15 protein-coding genes are annotated in these 16413 nt (G+C 74.8%); 3 read left to right on the top strand and 12 right to left on the bottom strand.

What is annotated here, in order from left to right; genetic code table 11:
* From AC0IVP_RS14710 to AC0IVP_RS14665, 10 genes are all read right to left on the bottom strand, one after another.
* A partial coding sequence (locus AC0IVP_RS14710; protein WP_471757448.1) for a MerR family transcriptional regulator occupies window positions 1-283 on the bottom strand: 283 nt, incomplete at its 3' end.
* A 61-nt stretch (window positions 284-344) separates the two neighbouring features.
* Window positions 345-827, bottom strand: a complete 483-nt coding sequence (locus tag AC0IVP_RS14705) for an Hsp20/alpha crystallin family protein (protein WP_471757446.1) — start codon at window positions 825-827, stop codon at window positions 345-347.
* A gap of 163 nt (window positions 828-990) precedes the next feature.
* A complete protein-coding gene (locus AC0IVP_RS14700) occupies window positions 991-2391 on the bottom strand; it encodes a glutamine synthetase family protein (RefSeq protein WP_471757444.1) in 1401 nt (466 codons plus the stop codon).
* A 48-nt stretch (window positions 2392-2439) separates the two neighbouring features.
* Window positions 2440-3120 carry an IclR family transcriptional regulator gene (locus tag AC0IVP_RS14695; protein WP_056291205.1) on the bottom strand — a complete coding sequence of 227 codons (681 nt, stop codon included), beginning with the start codon at window positions 3118-3120 and terminating at the stop codon, window positions 2440-2442.
* Window positions 3121-3189: 69 nt separating this feature from the next.
* Window positions 3190-4515 carry an MFS transporter gene (locus AC0IVP_RS14690; protein ID WP_056291203.1) on the bottom strand — a complete coding sequence of 442 codons (1326 nt, stop codon included), beginning with the start codon at window positions 4513-4515 and terminating at the stop codon, window positions 3190-3192.
* Window positions 4516-4572: 57 nt separating this feature from the next.
* Window positions 4573-5724 carry a fumarylacetoacetase gene (gene fahA, locus AC0IVP_RS14685; protein ID WP_471757442.1) on the bottom strand — a complete coding sequence of 384 codons (1152 nt, stop codon included), beginning with the start codon at window positions 5722-5724 and terminating at the stop codon, window positions 4573-4575.
* On the bottom strand, window positions 5721-6911 hold the full coding sequence (locus AC0IVP_RS14680; RefSeq protein WP_471757440.1) for a homogentisate 1,2-dioxygenase: 1191 nt from the start codon (window positions 6909-6911) through the stop codon (window positions 5721-5723). Before AC0IVP_RS14680 ends, fahA begins: the two co-directional genes overlap by 4 nt.
* Window positions 6911-8479, bottom strand: coding sequence for an FAD-dependent monooxygenase (locus tag AC0IVP_RS14675; protein WP_056291199.1), 1569 nt, complete (start codon window positions 8477-8479; stop codon window positions 6911-6913). Before AC0IVP_RS14675 ends, AC0IVP_RS14680 begins: the two co-directional genes overlap by 1 nt.
* The gene (locus tag AC0IVP_RS14670) at window positions 8476-9438 is read right to left on the bottom strand and encodes an MBL fold metallo-hydrolase (protein ID WP_056291196.1); all 963 of its coding nucleotides are present in this window, start codon (window positions 9436-9438) and stop codon (window positions 8476-8478) included. The genes AC0IVP_RS14675 and AC0IVP_RS14670 overlap by 4 nt, the downstream gene beginning before the upstream one ends.
* Window positions 9439-9534: 96 nt before the next feature.
* Window positions 9535-10005 (bottom strand): Lrp/AsnC family transcriptional regulator, encoded by a 471-nt coding sequence (locus AC0IVP_RS14665; RefSeq protein WP_056291194.1) that lies wholly within the window; start codon window positions 10003-10005, stop codon window positions 9535-9537.
* Window positions 10006-10107: 102 nt separating this feature from the next.
* Between AC0IVP_RS14665 and AC0IVP_RS14660 the strand changes: the two genes are divergently transcribed.
* Together AC0IVP_RS14660 and AC0IVP_RS14655 are read left to right on the top strand one after the other, a co-directional pair.
* Window positions 10108-11799 (top strand): alpha-keto acid decarboxylase family protein, encoded by a 1692-nt coding sequence (locus AC0IVP_RS14660; protein ID WP_471757438.1) that lies wholly within the window; start codon window positions 10108-10110, stop codon window positions 11797-11799.
* Between the two features lie 44 nt (window positions 11800-11843).
* Window positions 11844-12950 (top strand): epoxide hydrolase family protein, encoded by a 1107-nt coding sequence (locus tag AC0IVP_RS14655; protein ID WP_471757436.1) that lies wholly within the window; start codon window positions 11844-11846, stop codon window positions 12948-12950.
* Between the two features lie 77 nt (window positions 12951-13027).
* On the opposite strand, the gene AC0IVP_RS14650 is transcribed toward AC0IVP_RS14655, so the two are convergent.
* Entirely contained in the window at window positions 13028-13570 is a 543-nt protein-coding gene (locus AC0IVP_RS14650) for a TetR/AcrR family transcriptional regulator (protein WP_200938746.1), read from the bottom strand.
* Window positions 13571-13638: 68 nt separating this feature from the next.
* Here AC0IVP_RS14650 and AC0IVP_RS14645 point away from each other — a divergent pair, with 68 nt between their 5' ends.
* Window positions 13639-15012, top strand: coding sequence for an FAD-dependent oxidoreductase (locus tag AC0IVP_RS14645; RefSeq protein WP_471757434.1), 1374 nt, complete (start codon window positions 13639-13641; stop codon window positions 15010-15012).
* Here AC0IVP_RS14645 and AC0IVP_RS14640 read toward each other — a convergent pair.
* Window positions 14984-16393 (bottom strand): MFS transporter, encoded by a 1410-nt coding sequence (locus tag AC0IVP_RS14640; protein ID WP_471757432.1) that lies wholly within the window; start codon window positions 16391-16393, stop codon window positions 14984-14986. The two genes, AC0IVP_RS14645 and AC0IVP_RS14640, sit on opposite strands and share 29 nt — an antisense overlap.
* Between the last annotated feature and the right edge of the window lie 20 nt (window positions 16394-16413).

The raw sequence follows: 16413 nt of genomic DNA, 5'->3' as shown, positions 1-16413 counted from the left end.
CCAGGCGGTGGCGGAGGGTGGCGACGTCGTCCTGGAGGGACACGATGAGCTCGGCGGAGCTGAGGGGGTGGCCGTCGTCCAGGAGGACGCGGAAGCGGGCCACGGTGCGCAGCTGGGTGCGGGACCAGCGGCGGTGGCCGCCGGGGGAGCGGGCGGGGGCGACGACGCCGGCGGTGTCCAGGCTGCGGAGGAAGGCGATCTGGACGCCGAGCAGCTCGGCGGCCTGGCCGGCGGTGTACGTGGGCCGGTCCGGGTCGTCGAGGGGCTGCAGCGGGTCGGTCACGTGTCCTCCGGGGGACAGCGCGAGGGGCGGGACCCGACGGCCCCGCCCCTCGCGGTGTGGATCAGCTCTCCACGGCCTGCGGTGACTCCGCGGCCTGGATGGTGGTCGGGGTGTCGGCCCGGCTGACGGTGATCTTGCGGGCCTTGGCCTTCTCGGCCACCGGGATGGACACGGTCAGCACGCCGTCGTGGTAGCTGGCCTCGACTCGGTCGGTGTCCAGGCTGCGGCCGAGCACCAGCTGACGGGTGTAGCTGCCGAAGGGCCGCTCGGCCACCGACCACTCGGCGCCCTCGAGCTGCGGCACCGAGCGCTCGGCGCTGATCGTCAGCGTCGTCCCCTCGATGGACAGGTCGATCGAGCCGGGGTCCACGCCGGGCAGGTCGAAGTGGGCGACGAACTGGTCGCCCACCCGGTAGGCGTCCATCGGCATCCCGGCCAGGGCGCGGGCGGTGGTGGTGCCGGCTCGGGAGGTCAGCTGGTCCAGGGCGCGGAACGCGCTGGACAGCGGGCTGGCGGAGCCGAACGGGTCGTACGCGGTGAGCATCGTGAGACACCTCCGAAGTGCGGGTCGATCTGCGGTCCTCGTCGCCGGATCTCCAGCGACGGCTACAGATTACCTCGATCGCCGCCGTCCCAAACAGGGTCTCGGGCGGAGGACGCAGCGGGCGGTCGTGCGGTCTGAGCGGGCGGGCGGGCTCGGCCGGGGGTCAGTGCTTCCAGCGGGTCGTGCGGCAGACCTGCTCAGCCGTCTGCTCCTCGAGGAGCGCGACCTCGCCGCGGCGCACGTCGACCACGGTCGCGTGCAGCTCCTCACCGAACGCGGCCGCCAGCACCTCGTCGGCGTCGAAGGCCTCGGCGGCCTCGGACAGGGTGGCGGGGAGGGGGCGGATGCCGGCGTCCCGGCGCTCGTCGTCCGAGAGGGACGCCGGGTCGACGGCGACCGGGTCGGGCAGTCGGGACCCGGCGCGCACCCCGGCGGCGCCGACGGCGAGGCAGGCGGCCATCAGCAGGTAGGGGTTGGCGGCCAGGTCGACGCACTTGACCTCGACGTTGGCCGCGGACTGCCGGTTGCCCTCGGGGCCGGTGACGAAGCGGATCGCGGCCTCCCGGTTCTCCAGGCCCCAGGCGGCGAAGGCGCCGGCCCAGTGCGAGGGCACCAGCCGCAGGTAGGACGCCACCGCGGGCGCACCGACGGCCAGGAGGGCGGGCAGGTGGTCGAGCAGCCCGGCGACGAAGCCCTCGCCGTCGCGGGTGAGGCCGAGGGGCCCCTCGCCGCCGGCCATCAGGTTCTGCCCGTCGCGCCACAGCGAGAGGTGCACGTGGCCGCCGTTGCCGACGCCGTCGGCGGTGACCTTGGGGGAGAAGGACACCCGCAGCCCGTGCTGGGCGGAGACGGCGGTGATCGTGTTCCGCACCAGGAGGGCGGTGTCGGCGGCGGCCACCGGGTCCTCGGCGGCGACGGACACCTCGAGCTGGCCGCCGGCGTACTCGGGGTGGAACTGGTCGACGTCGACGCCCTGGGCCTCGAACGCGTCGAGCAGGTCGCGGGCGTAGTCGCTGACCTCGGCCAGCCGGGTCATCCCGTAGGCCGGTCCGGTGAGCGCGGGCACGAAGGCGTCGGCGTCCTCAGGCAGGCCGTCGGGGCGGGCCAGGACCCACTCGATCTCGAAGGCGCCCCGCACGGCGAGGCCCTCCTCGGCGAGGGAGGCGACGAGGCGGCGCAGCAGCGACCGCGAGCACTGCACGTGCGGCGTCCCGGCCTGGGTGTAGCGGTCCACCGGTGCCCACGCCCAGCCGGGCTGCCCGGCCAGCACGGTGAGCCGGGACAGGTCCGGGTGCAGCCGCAGGTCGCCGGTGGCGGAGCCCGCGAACCGGCCGGCGATGATCGAGTCGTCGAGCAGGAAGCCGTCGAACACCGGGCTCATGCCGACGCCCCAGGCCGCCGCCGAGGGCAGCTTCGCCAGCGGCACCGTCTTCACCCGGGTGATGCCCGAGGTGTCCACCCACGGCAGCGCGACGGCGACCACCCCGGCGTCGGCCAGCTCGTCGAGCCGGCCCTCGGCCTCGGTGCGGCGCTCGTCCCGGGTGTGCTGCTCCAGCAGGTCCATGCGGCGATCCTGCCGTCGGTGATCACCGGCGGCCACCGCGGCCGGGGGTCAGGGCAGGTCGGCGGCCAGCGCGCTCGCGGTGCCGACGACGGCGCGACCCACGGCCTCGACGTCGTCCCGGGTGCCGGTGTAGACGACGGCGACCGCGGCCCGGGCGGTGCCGTCGGGGCCGAGCACCGGCGCGGAGACGGAGAAGACGCCGGGGATGACCTCGCCCTCGCTGACCGCCCAGCCGGTCGCTCGGGCGGTGACCAGCGCGGGCCGGTCGTCGTCGGCGGGCGGGTCGGGCATGAGCAGGGCCAGGCCCGGGGCGCCGCGGCCGACGGGGTGCCGGGTGCCGGGGCGGCGGGTGACGTGGCTGGGCACGTCGCGGGGTTCGACGCTGGTCAGGGTGACGGCGTCCGCCCCGGCCCGGACGACGAGGAACCCGGTGCAGCCCAGCTGCTCGACCAGCGGGGTGAGCCGGGCGGTGGCGGCGGCCTGCAGGCTGGTCCGGACGCCGCGGGCCAGCAGCGAGACCGCCAGGCCCAGCCCGAAGTGCCCGGCGGCGTCCCGTTCGACGAACCCGCGGTCCTCCAGCGTGCGCAGCAGCCGGTAGGTGATCGAGCGGTGCAGGTCGACGGCCTGGGCGATCTCCATGACCGGGCGGGGTGACCCGGTGGCGCCCAGGTGCTCCAGGATGCGCAGCCCCCGGTCGAGGGTCTGCGACTGGGGCACGGGGGCGGTCACCGGGTCACCCTCTCAGTGCGTTGTCATCAGTGCGTTGGACTCAGTGCGTTGGACTCGGTGCCGTGGGACTCAGTGCGCGTCGACGCCGAGGTCCGCGCCCCGGGTCTCCTTGATCATGCTGACGGCGCCGAAGCTGATCGCGGCCAGCACCATCATGTAGATCCCGACCGAGATGCCGGTGCCGGTCTCCTGCACCAGCAGCTCGCTGATCGCCGGGGCGAACGCGCCGCCCAGGATGGCGCCCAGCGCATAGCCGATGGACACCCCCGAGTAGCGCACCGCGACGGGGAACATCTCGGCGTACATCGCCGACATCGGGCCGTAGGACAGGCCCAGGCCGACGGTGAGCACCAGCACGCCCAGGCCGAACAGCCACACGTCGGCGGTGTCGACGAGCAGGAACATCGGGATCATCCAGACGAAGACCAGCGCGTAGCCGATCTGGAAGGTCCGCACCCGGCCGATCCGGTCGCTGAGCGCCCCGCCGTACAGGGTGAAGACCAGCCAGCCCACCGAGGCGACGACGATCGCGGTGAGCACCGGGCCGCGCTCCATGCCCAGCGTGCCGGTGCCGTAGCCGATGAAGTAGGCGATCACCAGGTAGCCGGCGGCGTTGTTGGCGATGAAGACCAGCGCGGTCAGCACCACCTGCTTGGTGTTGCTGCGGAACAGGTCGCGCAGCGGGGCGGAGGACTCCTTCTTGCGCTCCTGCAGCTCCCGGAAGACCGGGCTCTCCTCGACCGAGCGGCGGATCAGGTAGCCCACGCCGATGAGCACGATGGACAGCAGGAACGGCACCCGCCAGCCCCAGGACAGGAACTGCTCGTCGGTGGTCACCGAGGTCATCAGCAGCAGCACGCCGGTGGCCAGGATCAGCCCCAGCGGGACGCCGACGCCGGGGTAGGCGCCGAAGAGCCCGCGCTTGCCGCGCGGGGCGTGCTCGACGGCCATCAGCGCGGCACCGCCCCACTCACCGCCCGCAGAGAAGCCCTGCACGATGCGCAGCACGATCAGCGCCACCGGTGCGGCGATCCCGATGCTGGCGTAGGTGGGCAGCAGGCCGATCAGTGCGGTCGACCCGCCCATCAGCAGCAGGGTGAAGACCAGCATCTTCTTGCGGCCCAGCCGGTCGCCGTAGCGGCCGGCGACGATCGCGCCCAGCGGCCGGAACAGGAAGCTGATGCCGATGGTGGCCAGCGAGATGACGGTGGCCAGGCCCGCGTTGTCCTCACTGACCGGCGCCAGGAACAGCGGGGCGAGGACCAGGGTCGCCGCCTGGGCGTAGATGAAGAAGTCGTACCACTCGATGGTGGTCCCGGCGAGGGTGCCCGCGAGGACCTTGCGCTCCTCGCGGGTGGTGACGTGGCGCTCGGCGCGCACGGCGGTCGTGGTCAAGAGGACTCCGATGTCCGGGGGGTGGGGGCAGTGCTCCGGCTGGTCTCGCCGGCGGTGCTAACGAGCGGGCAGGACCTCTCCGGTGACCTCACCGAAGGAGATCCGGGTGCCGCCGGGGCCAGGGGCGGTGGCGCTGATGCTGACGACGTCGCCGTCCTCCAGGAACGAGCGGGTCGACCCGTCGGCGAGGGTGAGCGGATCCGCGCCGCCCCAGCCGAGCTCGATGAACGACCCCCGCTGGTCGCGCTGCGGGCCGCTGACGGTGCCGGAGGCCAGGAGGTCCCCGGTGCGCAGCGAGGCCCCGTTGACGGTCAGGTGGGCCAGCTGCTGGGCGGCGGTCCAGTACATCGACCCGAACGGCGGGCTGCTCACCACCTCGCCGTTCAGGCTCACCGTCAACTCCAGGTCCAGCCCCCACAGGTGCTCGGCGTCGTCCAGGTAGGGCAGCAGCGGGGTGTCCCGGGGCGGGGCGGGCACCCGCGCGGCCTCCAGGGCGGCCAGCGGCACCACCCACGGGGAGACGCTGGTCAGGAACGACTTGCCCAGGAACGGCCCCAGCGGGACGTACTCCCAGGCCTGCAGGTCCCGGCTGGACCAGTCGTTGACCAGGCAGACGCCGAACACGTGCTCGGCGAAGTCCCCGATCGGCACCGGTGTCCCCAGCTCCGACGGGGTGCCGACGACGAAGCCGACCTCGGCCTCGATGTCCAGCCGCCGCGACGGCCCGAACGTGGGGACGTCGTCCGTGGGCGCCTTGCGCTGCCCCGACGGCCGGACGACGGACGTGCCGGAGACCGCGACCGTGCCCGACCGGCCGTGGTAGCCGATCGGCAGGTGCGTCCAGTTCGGGGTCAGCGGCGGGGAGTCCGGCCGGAACATGCGCCCGATGTTCTCCGCGTGGTGCCGGGAGCTGTAGAAGTCCACGTAGTCGGCGACCTCGATCGGCAGGTGCAGCGTCAGGCCCTGCGCCGGCAGCAGGTGCTCGGTGCCGGCGGCCAGCAGCGCCTGCAGGCGAGCCCGGACGTCGTCCCAGTGCGCGCGGCCGCGGGCCAGGAAGGCGTTGAGCGAGGACGACGCGAAGTCCGCGGCGTGCGGCAGGTCCAGCCGGGACACGTCGAGGACGGTGTCGTCGACCCGGACGCCGACCCGCCGCTCGCCGTCCGGGGTCTGGGAGAAGACGCCGAAGGGCAGCGTGTGGTGGTCGGTCACTGCCCGGGGCCCCGGCCGGACCAGGTCCAGGCGTACCGGCCGTCGTCCGAGGCCCGGCCGCCCTCGCCCAGCCCGAGCGGCCGGAAGGTGTCGACCATGACGGCGAGCTCGTCGAAGAACTCGGCGCCCAGCGAGCCCTCGATGGCTGCGGGCTGCGGGCCGTGGCTGTGCCCGCCGGGGTGCAGGGTGATCGAGCCCTTGCCGATGCCCGAGCCCTTGCGGGCCTCGTAGTCGCCGTCGACGTAGAACATGACCTCGTCGCTGTCGACGTTGGAGTGGTAGTAGGGCACCGGGATCGCCAGCGGGTGGTAGTCGACCTTGCGCGGGACGAAGTTGCAGATGACGAAGTTGGCGCCCTCGAACACCTGGTGCACCGGCGGCGGCTGGTGCACCCGGCCGGTGATCGGCTCGAAGTCGCTGATGTTGAACGCGTAGGGGTACAGGCAGCCGTCCCAGCCGACGACGTCGAAGGGGTGCTCGGGGACGACGTGCACGGTGCCGGCCAGCCCGCCCGGGCCGTCGCCGCGGTGCTTGACGTAGACCTCCACGTCGGTGCCCTCGACCAGCAGCGGCTCCGCCGGCCCACGCAGGTCCCGCTCGCAGTAGGGCGCGTGCTCCAGCAGCTGGCCGTACTTCGAGAGGTACCGCTTGGGCGGCGCGATGTGGCTGTTCGCCTCGATCGCGTAGGTGCGCAGCTCGCCCTCGGGCACCCAGCGGTGCGTGGTCGCCCGCGGGATGACGACGTAGTCGCCGGGGCCGACGGTCAGCGCACCGAAGACCGTCTCGACGACGGCGGTGCCGCGCTCGACGTAGACGCACTCGTCGCCGGTGGCGTTGCGGTAGTACGGCGAGGTCTCCGAGGACACCGCGTAGGAGATCCGGACGTCCGCGTTGCCCAGCACCAGCCGGCGACCCAGCACGGGGTCCCGGTCGGCGTCGGTGAACAGGTCGTGCAGCCTCAGGTGCCGGGGGACCAGTGGGGTGTTCGCCACCAGGGACTGGTCGGGCAGCTCCCACGGCCGGGCGTCGACCAGCGAGCTGGGGACGCCGGAGTGGTACAGCAGCGAGGAGTCCGAGGAGAAGCCCTCCTCGCCCATCAGCTCCTCGCGGTACAGCCCGCCGTCGGGACGGCGGTGCTGGGTGTGTCGCTTGGGCGGGACGCTGCCCACCTGCCGGTAGAAGGCCATCAGACGAGCTCCATCCGAGCGGTGACGATGCGGCCGAGGGCCGCGGCGAGGTCGGCGGGGTCGGTGAGGACGGCCGCCACGTGCGCGTCCGGGCGCAGCAGCCACACCTCGTCCGGGCAGGCGCCCAGCGCGCCGGCCAGCACGCCGCTGGGGTCCAGCGCGTCGATCCGGTGCACCGCGACGGGCAGCCCGTCGGGGACGACGACGTCCGGGGCGTCCCGGCCCAGCAGCACGGTCAGGCCCTCCCGGGCCAGCTGCCGCAGCCGGACGACGTCCGGGCGGTCGGCGACGGTGACCGGGCAGTCCGGTGCGAGCACCCCGGGGGCGGGCTCGGGCACCTCGCCGCGGGGCGGACGGCCGGCGAACGGGCGGCGCGGGTCGGTGGTGGTGAGCGGGGAGTCGACGTACCAGAACGGCTCGGCCAGCCGCCCGCTGTCGACCTGCGCGCGGGCGGCCGGGTCGGTGGCCGCGCGCTCCAGGACGTCGACCCGGTGTGCGGCCTGCGCCGGGGTGGCCGGGACCAGGAAGCGCATGGTGGCCCCGGTGACGTCGAGGTTCTCCAGCGCGGCGGCGTGCCGCTCGGCGGAGTAGCTCTCCAGCAGGTCCTCCGACGCCCAGCCGCGGCGGACGAAGGCGATCTTCCAGGCGGCGTTCTCGGCGTCCAGGACGCCGGAGTTGAGGCCGCGTGCGCCGAAGGGGGAGACCAGGTGGGCGGTGTCGCCGGCGACCAGCACCCGGCCCACCCGCATCCGGTCGACGACCCGGCTGTGGAACCGGTAGACCGACTTCCAGACCACCTCGTAGGGCCGGTCGCCGACGACCTGGCGGATCTTCGCGTCCAGCCCTCCGCCGGCCTCCTCGGCGGCCAGGTCGAAGTCCGGCGGCACCTGCCAGTCGACCCGGAACGTCGAGTCCGGGCAGGGGTGGATGAGCACCTGGCGGCCGGGGTTCCACTCCGGGTCGAAGTAGAACCGGCGCTCGGACTCCCAGCCGGGCAGCTCGGTGCGGATGTCGCAGATCAGGAACTGGTCGCCGAAGGTCTGGCCCTCGAAGGTCAGGCCCAGGGCCCGCCGCAGCGCGTCGGCGCGGGGGCCGCCGCACACCACGGCGTGGCTGCCGCGGTGCTCGCTGCCGTCGGCGCAGCGCAGGGTGACGCCGTCCTCGTCCTGGGTCAGGCCCTCCACCGCCGAGCCCCAGCGGACCTCGATCAGCGGCTGGCCGGCGATCGCCTCGTCCAGCAGCTCCTCGGTGAGGCACTGGCTGACGTTGACGAAGGGCGGGAACGGGGACCGGCCACGGTCGGCGAAGCCGGAGCTGAACACCTCGTGGTCGCGGTGGAAGGTGCGGGCGGTGGTCCAGGTGACGCCGCGGCGGGCGACTTCGGCGCCGACCCCGACGGAGTCCCAGACGTCGAGGACGTCGCGCTGCTGGCAGATCGCCTTGGACCCGACCAGGTCGCGCGCGGGCCGGGCGTCCAGGACCCGGACCGGCAGACCCCAGCGGGCCAGCAGCAGCGCGGTGGTCTGCCCGACCGGTCCGGCGCCGACGACGAGCACCGGCTCGGTCACGACTGCAGCTCCTCCCACACCTGGCGGTCCCGCTCCGCGGTCCAGATGACCGGCCGCTCGATGCCGGAGAACTCGTCCCACAGCCGGGAGACGTCGAAGGGCAGGCAGTGCTCGAAGATCGGCCAGTGCCCGAACTTCGGGGCCAGCGCCGCGTGGGTGGCCTCGAAGGCGTCCTTGAGGGTGCCTCCGGCGCGGTGCGCGGTGCCCACGGTGTCGTGCATCGTGGTGAGGAAGGCGCGGGTCTGCTCGATGGCGGCGTCCACCTCGGCCCGGCCGCGGGCGATGGCGCCGCGCCCGCCGACGAGCTGCTCGGCACCGAAGGCCGCCACCCGGTCCAGCGTGCCGGCCGCCCAGTCGAAGTGGAACGCGTCGCCGGTGTAGAGCGCGGCCTGGGACTCGACCAGGTCGCCGGCGAAGAGCACCTTGGACTTCGGCAGCCAGGCCACGATGTCGCCCTCGGTGTGCCCGCGGCCCACGTGCTCGAGCACCAGCTCGCCGCGGTCCCCGCCGAGGGAGATCGTGAGCTTGTCGCGGAAGGTCATCGTGGGCCAGGTCAGGCCGGGGATGGACTCGGGCTCCTCGAACAGCCGCGGCATCCGGCCGTACTCGGACTCCCAGTCCTGCTGGCCGCGCTCGGCGATGAGGCGCTGGGTCTGCTCGGAGCTGACGACCACCTCCGCGTCGAACGCGGAGGCCCCCAGCACCCGGACGGCGTGGTAGTGGCTGAGCACCAGGTAGCGGACCGGCTTGTCGGTGTGCGTGCGCAGCTCGGCCAGCCAGCGGCGGGCGGCGACCGGGGTGGCCAGCGCCTCGAAGCAGACCAGGAAGTCCTCGCCCTCGATGGCCCCCAGGTTCGGGTCGCCCTCGGCGGTCAGCGCGTACACGCCGTCGGCGAGGACCTCCAGGGTGCGTTCCTTGACGCCGAGGTCTGCCGACGAGGCGAAGGGCTTCGCTGCCATGCTCATCTCCTGTGCTCTCATTCCGAGCAAGCTGCCCGGTCTGCGAGCACGACCGTAGCGAGGGCGTGACGCGGCGCACAACCCCCGTGCCGCCCCTCAGCGGTCGGCGCGCTCGTGCAGCAGCGGGGCGAGTCGGAACGGCACCACCTCGACCAGGGCGATCGACGTGCTCGCCCGGACGACGCCCGGTGCGGCCAGCACCGCCTCGGTGACCCGGTAGAGGTCCGCGGTGTCCACCGCGACCACCCGGACCAGCAGGTCGCCCTCGCCGGTGGTGGCCAGCACCTCGACGATCTCGGGGATCGCGGCCAGCGCGGCGGTGGCCTGCGAGCCCTCGCTCTGGCTCAACGACAGGGTCATGAAGGCCAGCAGACCCCGGCCCAGGGCCGCGGTGTCCAGTCGCCGGCTGTGTGCGCCGAGGGTGCCGCCGTCCTCCAAGCGCCTCAGTCGGGCGTGCACCGTGTTGCGGGCCAGCCCCAGCCGCGTGGACAGCGCCATCGCCGAGGCCTGGGGGTCGTCGTCCAGGGCGAGCAGGAGTCGGGCGTCGGTGGCGTCGATGCTGTGCATCCTGCGCAGCCCCTCTCGGTCGTCCGGGTCGAAGGCTGCGCAGATCGCGCAGCGTGTCGGGAGATGGTTGCGCATCCCGGCAGTCCTGTCACTGTCGACTGCATGACCGCACTCGACGAGCGCCCCGAGCAGGCCGACTACTCCACCACCACGGTGAGCGTCGCCGAGTACCTGGGCGCCCGGCTGCTGCAGGCCGGCGTCGGCCACCTGTTCGGCGTCCCCGGTGACTTCAACCTCGACCTGCTGGACGGCCTGGCCACCGTGGACGGGCTGGCCTGGGTCGGCTCCTCGAACGAGCTGGGCGCCGGGTACGCCGCCGACGCCTACGCGCGCACCCGCGGGCTGGGCGTCGTCGTCACCACCTACGGGGTGGGGGAGCTGTCGGTGCTCAACGCGGTCGCCGGTGCCGCCGCCGAGGACGTGCCGCTGCTGCACGTCGTCGGGTCGCCCCGGCGCGCGGCCGTGGAGGCCGGCGCCCTGGTGCACCACACCCTCGCCGACGGCGACTTCGGGCACTTCTCCCGCGCCGCCGCCGAGGTCACCGTGGTCGCCGAGACCCTCACCCTGGAGCGCGCCGCCGAGCAGATCGACACCGTGGTGCTGGCCGCGATGACCGAGCGCAAGCCCACCTACCTGGCGGTCCCGCAGGACCTCGCGCTGGCCCGGGTGGACGCCGGCCCGCTGGAGCACCCGCTCACCGCCGCCTCCGACCCGGCCGCGCTGGCCCGCTTCGAGACCCGGCTGGCCGAGCTGCTCGCCGACGCGCAGCGCCCGGTGCTGGTGGTCGGCCAGCTGGTCCCGAGGTTCGGCCTGGCCGCGCAGCTCGCCGACCTGGCCGCGCGCGCCGGGGTCGCCGTCGTCACCCAGCTGTCGGCCCGCGGCGTGCTGGACGCCGACCACCCCTGCTCCGCCGGGGACTCCGCCGGCACGATGCTGCCCAACGGCAGCGCCGACGTCGTCGCGGCCGCCGACGTCGTGGTGCAGGTCGGCACGCTGCTGACCGCGGAGCTGACCGGGTTCGGCTCGCACCGCCGTCCCGACGCCGACACCCCGTACCTGGCCGCCACCACCGCCGGGTTCGGCGCCGACCCGGTCGGCCGGGTGCTCTTCCCCGACGCGCTCGCGGCGCTGGACCGTGCGCTCCAAGGCCGCCGCGGCCCCCGCTGGGCAACCGCACCCGCCGGTCCCGCGCCGCGCGTCGAGGAGGCCGGCCCGCTGACCCAGGCCCAGACCTGGCAGGCGCTGGCCGAGCTGCTCCCGTCGGGGACGGCGCTGCTGGCCGACACCGGCACCGCCTACTGGGGTGCCGCCGGGATGCCGCTGCCGGCCGACACCGTCTTCGGCGGCCAGCCGGTGTGGAGCTCCATCGGCTACGCGCTGCCCGCCGTCCTCGGGCAGGGGCTGGCCGAACCGACCCGCCGCCCGGTGCTCGTCATCGGCGACGGCGCCGCGCAGATGACCGTGCAGGAGCTGTCCACCATCGCCGCCGCGGGGCTGGCGCCCGTGGTGCTGCTGCTGGACAACCGCGGCTACACCATCGAGCGCGCCCTGCAGAGCCCGCGCGCGGGCTACAACGACGTCGCCGCCTGGGACTGGTGCGCACTCGTGCCGGCCCTCACCGGCGGCCGCGGTGTCGCGACCGCCGTCTCGACGGCGGCCGGGCTGCGCACCGCGCTGACCGACGCGTTCGCGGCGCCGGACCGGCTGACCCTGGTGCAGGCCCACCTGGACGCCGACGACACCCCGCCGCTGATCGACGCCCTCGCCCGGCTGGCCACCGCCGCGAAGGGCTGAGCCGACCGCGCGTGGCCGGCCCCCGGCCGGGGCACCCCCACGCCATGACCGACGACGCCGTCCGCCCGTTCCGCATCGACGTCCCGCAGGCCGAGGTGGACGAGCTGCGCGACCGGCTGGCCCGCACCCGCTGGCCCGCGCCCCAGCAGCAGGACGGGGACCGGGGGATCGCCGTCGACGTCGTCCGGGAGCTGGCCGACCACTGGCGCACGGAGTGGGACTGGCGCGAGCACGAGACCGCGCTCAACGCCTGCGACCAGGTGGAGACGACGGTCGACGGCACCCGGCTGCACGCGCTGCACGTGCGGTCCCCGCAGGCCGACGCCCCGGTGCTGGTGCTGCTGCACGGCTGGCCCGGGTCGGTCGTGGAGTTCACCCGGGTGGTCGCGCCGCTGGCGGAGACCATGCACGTCGTGGTCCCCTCACTGCCCGGTTACGGGTTCTCCGGGCCCACCCCGGACGGCGGCTGGACCACCCAGCGGATGGCCCGCGCGATCGCCGAGCTGCTGGCCCGGCTGGGCCACGACCGGTACGTCGTGCACGGTGGTGACTGGGGTGCCCGGGTCGCCCGGGACCTCGGCGCGCAGGACACCGCCCACGTCGCCGGGGTGCACGTGACCATGACGATGGGGCTGGACGTCGACGAGCCCGCCGACGACGCCGAGCGGGCCGCGGCCGAGCGCGGTGCCCACTACGCCCGGGAGCTGTCGGGCTACTTCAGGACCCAGTCCACCCGGCCGCTGTCGCTGGCCCCCGCCTTCACCGACTCCCCGGCCGGGTTGCTGGCCTGGATCGCCGAGCGGTTCCGCGACTGGACCGACCCGGCCAGCGACGCCCTCGGGGCGCTGCGCGACCAGGTGCTGGCCGACGTCGCCGTCTACTGGTTCACCGGCACCGCGCCCTCGTCGTCCCAGCTGTACTGGGAGACCCGCAACGCCGAGCCCGGCACCTGGTCCCGCGAGGTGCCGACCGGGGTGTGCGTGCTCCCGCACGACCTGGCCCGCCCGGTCCGCAGAGCGGTCGAGGCCGCCGTGGACCTGGTGCACTGGACCGAGCTGCCGGCCGGTGGGCACTTCCCGGCGATGGAGGTCCCCGACCTGCTGGTCGCCGACCTCCGCACCTTCGTGGCCCGGGTGACCGCTGGCGACTGAGCAGTGGGGGCTGCTTCGAGGAGCCGGGAGGCACCCTGTCTGCTCGGTCGACCGCCGGCCGTCCTGCGCGGCCGGGCTCAGTCCAGCAGGTAGTGGCGCAGCACCGGGCCGAGCCAGGTCTGCGCCTCCTCCCGGGTCATCGCCACCAGCGGCGGCACCCGCAGCACGTAGCGGGTCAGCGCGAAGCCGAGGACGGTCGCGCCGACGAGTGCGGCGCGCTCGGGAGCCCGGTCGTCGGTGACCGCGGCCAGGGCCGGGGCGACCTGCCCGGCGAACACCCCGCGCATCGCCTCGGCGGCGACCTCGCTGGTGGCCGCCGCGCGCAGCAGCGCCAGGAACGTGGGGTCGTCCTCCCAGACGGCGAAGAACCGGTCGACCAGCACCCGGGCCAGCTCGCCCGCGCGGACGCCGGTCAGGTCGGGCAGGCCCAGGTCGAGGTCGGCGGCCCGGCTGAACAAGCCCTGCTTGCTGCCGAAGTACCGGATGACGAGCGCGGCGTCGACGCCCACGTCGGCGGCCACCGCCCGGATGGTCGTGCGCTCGAAGCCGTCGGTGGCGAACCGCGCGCGGGCGGCGTCGAGCAGGGCCTGCTCGGTGGCAGCGGCATCGCGGGGTCGCACCACCCGAGCCTAAGTCATCGACCGTTGACTGCATGCGGTCCGCAGGGCCAGACTCCTGTCATCGAGCGATGACACGGGAGGTCGGCATGGACGACGTCGTGGTCGTGGGCGCGGGACCGACCGGGTGCACGGTCGCCGGCGAGCTCGCCCGGGCCGGCTGTTCGGTCACCGTGCTGGACCGGTACGCCGCCCCCTCGCCGCTCAGTCGCGCCTTCGGCGTGCACGCCCGCACGCTGGAGCTGCTGGACAGCCGCGGCCTCGCCGACGAGCTGGTCGCCACCGGCACCCCGGTCGACCGGCTGCAGCTGAGCGGCGCCGCCGGGCTGGACCTGTCCGGGCTGCCCACCCGGTTCCCGTTCGTGCTGATGACCCCGCAGGTGCACGTCGACCGGCTGCTCGAGCGGTACGCCGTCGCCCAGGGGGCACGGGTCGAGCGCGGGGTCACCGTCGACGGCCTCGAGCAGCGGGCGGACGGCGTCGTCGTCCGGGCGGGGGAGCGGGAGTGGGCCGCCCGCTGGGTGGTCGGCGCCGACGGCGTCCGCAGCACCGTGCGCGACCTGGTGGGCCTGCCCTTCCCCGGCCGCACGGTGTTGCGCTCGGTCGTGCTGGCCGACGTGCGGCTGTCGGGCCTCGCGGTCGGCGAGCTGCGGGTCGACGTCGACGCGCACGGTTTCGGGTTCCTGGCCCCGTTCGGCGACGGCTGGTTCCGGCTGATCGGCTGGGACCGCCGGCGGCAGCCCGGCACCGACACCCCGGTCGGCGACGACGAGGTGGCCGGGCTGCTGCACCGGGTGTTCGGACTGCCGGCGGGCGAGGTGCGCTGGTCCTCCCGGTTCGCCAGCGACGAGCGGCAGGCCCCGGCCTACCGCGCCGGCCGGGTGTTCCTGGCCGGCGACGCCGCGCACGTGCACTCCCCGGCCGGCGGGCAGGGCATGAACACCGGCATCCAGGACGCGTTCGCCCTCGGCTGGCGCCTCGCGGTGGGTGACGACGACCTGCTGGCCGGCTACCAGCGGGAGCGCCACCCGGTCGGCGCGACGGTCCTGCGCTCCAGTGGCGCCACCATCCGGCTCATGACGCTGGGCGGCGTCGGTGGCCGGGTGGCCCGCGCGGTCGTGCTGCGCGGTCTGCTCCGGGTGCCGCTGGTCGCCCGGCGCGGTGCCGGGCTGTTCTCCGGGGTCGCGATCGGCTACCCCGGGCCGGGCCCGGTCGGCACCCGGGCGGTCGTGCCCGGACTGGCCGAGGTGCAGCGCGGGGCCGGCTGCGTGCTGGTGCTGCCCCGCGCCGCGGCCGACGTCGACGCCCGGGTGCCCGTCCTCCGCCGCCCGGACGACGGTCCCGCGCTGCTGGTCCGCCCGGACGGGTACGTCGCGTGGGCCGGTGACCCGGCGTCGGGGGAGTGGCGCCCGGTGCTCAGCCGACTGGAGCCGGGCGCCGGATGAACGCCGCGGTCACCGAGGCGAGGACCGCCAGGCCGATCGACAGCCACCAGCCGCGGTCGGCACCGGCCAGCCCGCCGCTCTCGCTGAGCGGGACGACGGCCAGCAGCAGTGCGACGCCGAGCGTGGCGCCGAGCTGGCGGGCGGCGTTGAAGGTCGCCGTCCCGGTGGCCAGCCACTGCGGGGGCAGTGCCTGGGACGCCGCCGTCGACAGGTTGGCGATGGTGAACCCGACCCCCAGGCCGGTCAGCAGCGAGCCGGGCAGGAACGCGACCAGGTAGTCCGGGGTGGTGTCGACCAGGACGACCCACCACAGCACGCCCAGCGCCAGGGACAGCCCGCCGAGGGCCGCGACGGGGCCGGGCCCGATGCGGGCACCCAGCCGGCCGCCGGCCAGCGCGCTGACCGCGGCGACGACCGGGCCGGGGGTCAGCGCGATGCCGGCGAGCACCGTGGACATGCCCCAGCCCACGGTCAGCCAGTACACGTTGTGCAGCAGCATCGCGCCGAAGGCGCCGAAGAACGCGGCGATCGAGAGACAGGCCAGCGTGTAGGCCCGGGTCCGGAACAGCGGCAGCGACAACGCCGGCACCAGGTCCGGGCCGGCCTTCGCCGAGCGCAGCACCGCAGCGACGGCGAGCACGACGGCCGCCGCACCCCAGCCCAGCGTCGACCCGCTCGCCCAGCCGGTGTCCGGGGCCTGGACGAGCGCGTAGGACAGCGCGGCCACCGCGGCGATGAGGACGACGGTGCCCAGCGCGTCGGGGCGCCGCCGCTCGCTCTCGTCCCGGGACTCGGTGAGCACCCGCATCCCCACGACCAGCGCGACGACGCCGACGGGCACGTTGACCAGGAACACCCAGCGCCAGCTCAGCTCCACGAGCAACCCGCCCAGCGGCGGGCCCAGCGCCGCGGCGACGGCGCCGATCGCGGCCCAGGTGGCGATGGCGGTGCCCCGCCGGGCGGGTGGGAAGGAGTGCAGCAGCAGGGCCAGCGAGGTGCCGGTGATCATGGCGCCGCCGATGCCCTGCACGACCCGGAAGCCGACCAGCGGCCAGACGTCCCAGGCCAGTGCGCAGCCCACCGAGGCGGCGGTGAACACGGCCAGCCCGATCAGGAACACCCGGCGGCGGCCGAACCGGTCGGCCAGCCGCCCGGCCGGGGCGAGCAGGGCGGCGAAGGTGATCGTGTAGCCGTTGAGCACCCAGGCCAGCGAGGACCCGGAGTCCGGGAACGCCGCGCCCAGCGTCGGGAAGGCGATGTTGACGATGAACAGGTCCAGGCTGGCCAGGAAGGTCGCGGCCGACACCACCGTGAGCAGCACCCGCAGCTGACGGTCGGTGGGTGGCGCCGCTGTCGACGTCGTCGTCGTGTCGGTGCTCATGGCCGCCTCTTGGTCCGGAA

Source organism: Klenkia sp. AC732 (assembly GCF_979256525.1).
The sequence above is the reverse complement of the archived record's forward strand: the minus strand, read 5'-3'. Positions and strand labels throughout refer to the sequence as shown.

Coding starts and splice junctions, on each gene's coding strand:
- AC0IVP_RS14705 (WP_471757446.1), bottom strand. CDS start 827: ATGCTCACCGCGTACGACCCGTTCGGCTCCGCCAGCCCGCTGTCCAGC.
- AC0IVP_RS14660 (WP_471757438.1), top strand. CDS start 10,108: ATGACCGCACTCGACGAGCGCCCCGAGCAGGCCGACTACTCCACCACC.
- AC0IVP_RS14680 (WP_471757440.1), bottom strand. CDS start 6,911: ATGGCCTTCTACCGGCAGGTGGGCAGCGTCCCGCCCAAGCGACACACC.
- AC0IVP_RS14700 (WP_471757444.1), bottom strand. CDS start 2,391: ATGGACCTGCTGGAGCAGCACACCCGGGACGAGCGCCGCACCGAGGCC.
- AC0IVP_RS14645 (WP_471757434.1), top strand. CDS start 13,639: ATGACACGGGAGGTCGGCATGGACGACGTCGTGGTCGTGGGCGCGGGA.
- AC0IVP_RS14665 (WP_056291194.1), bottom strand. CDS start 10,005: ATGCACAGCATCGACGCCACCGACGCCCGACTCCTGCTCGCCCTGGAC.
- AC0IVP_RS14670 (WP_056291196.1), bottom strand. CDS start 9,438: ATGGCAGCGAAGCCCTTCGCCTCGTCGGCAGACCTCGGCGTCAAGGAA.
- AC0IVP_RS14655 (WP_471757436.1), top strand. CDS start 11,844: ATGACCGACGACGCCGTCCGCCCGTTCCGCATCGACGTCCCGCAGGCC.
- AC0IVP_RS14640 (WP_471757432.1), bottom strand. CDS start 16,393: ATGAGCACCGACACGACGACGACGTCGACAGCGGCGCCACCCACCGAC.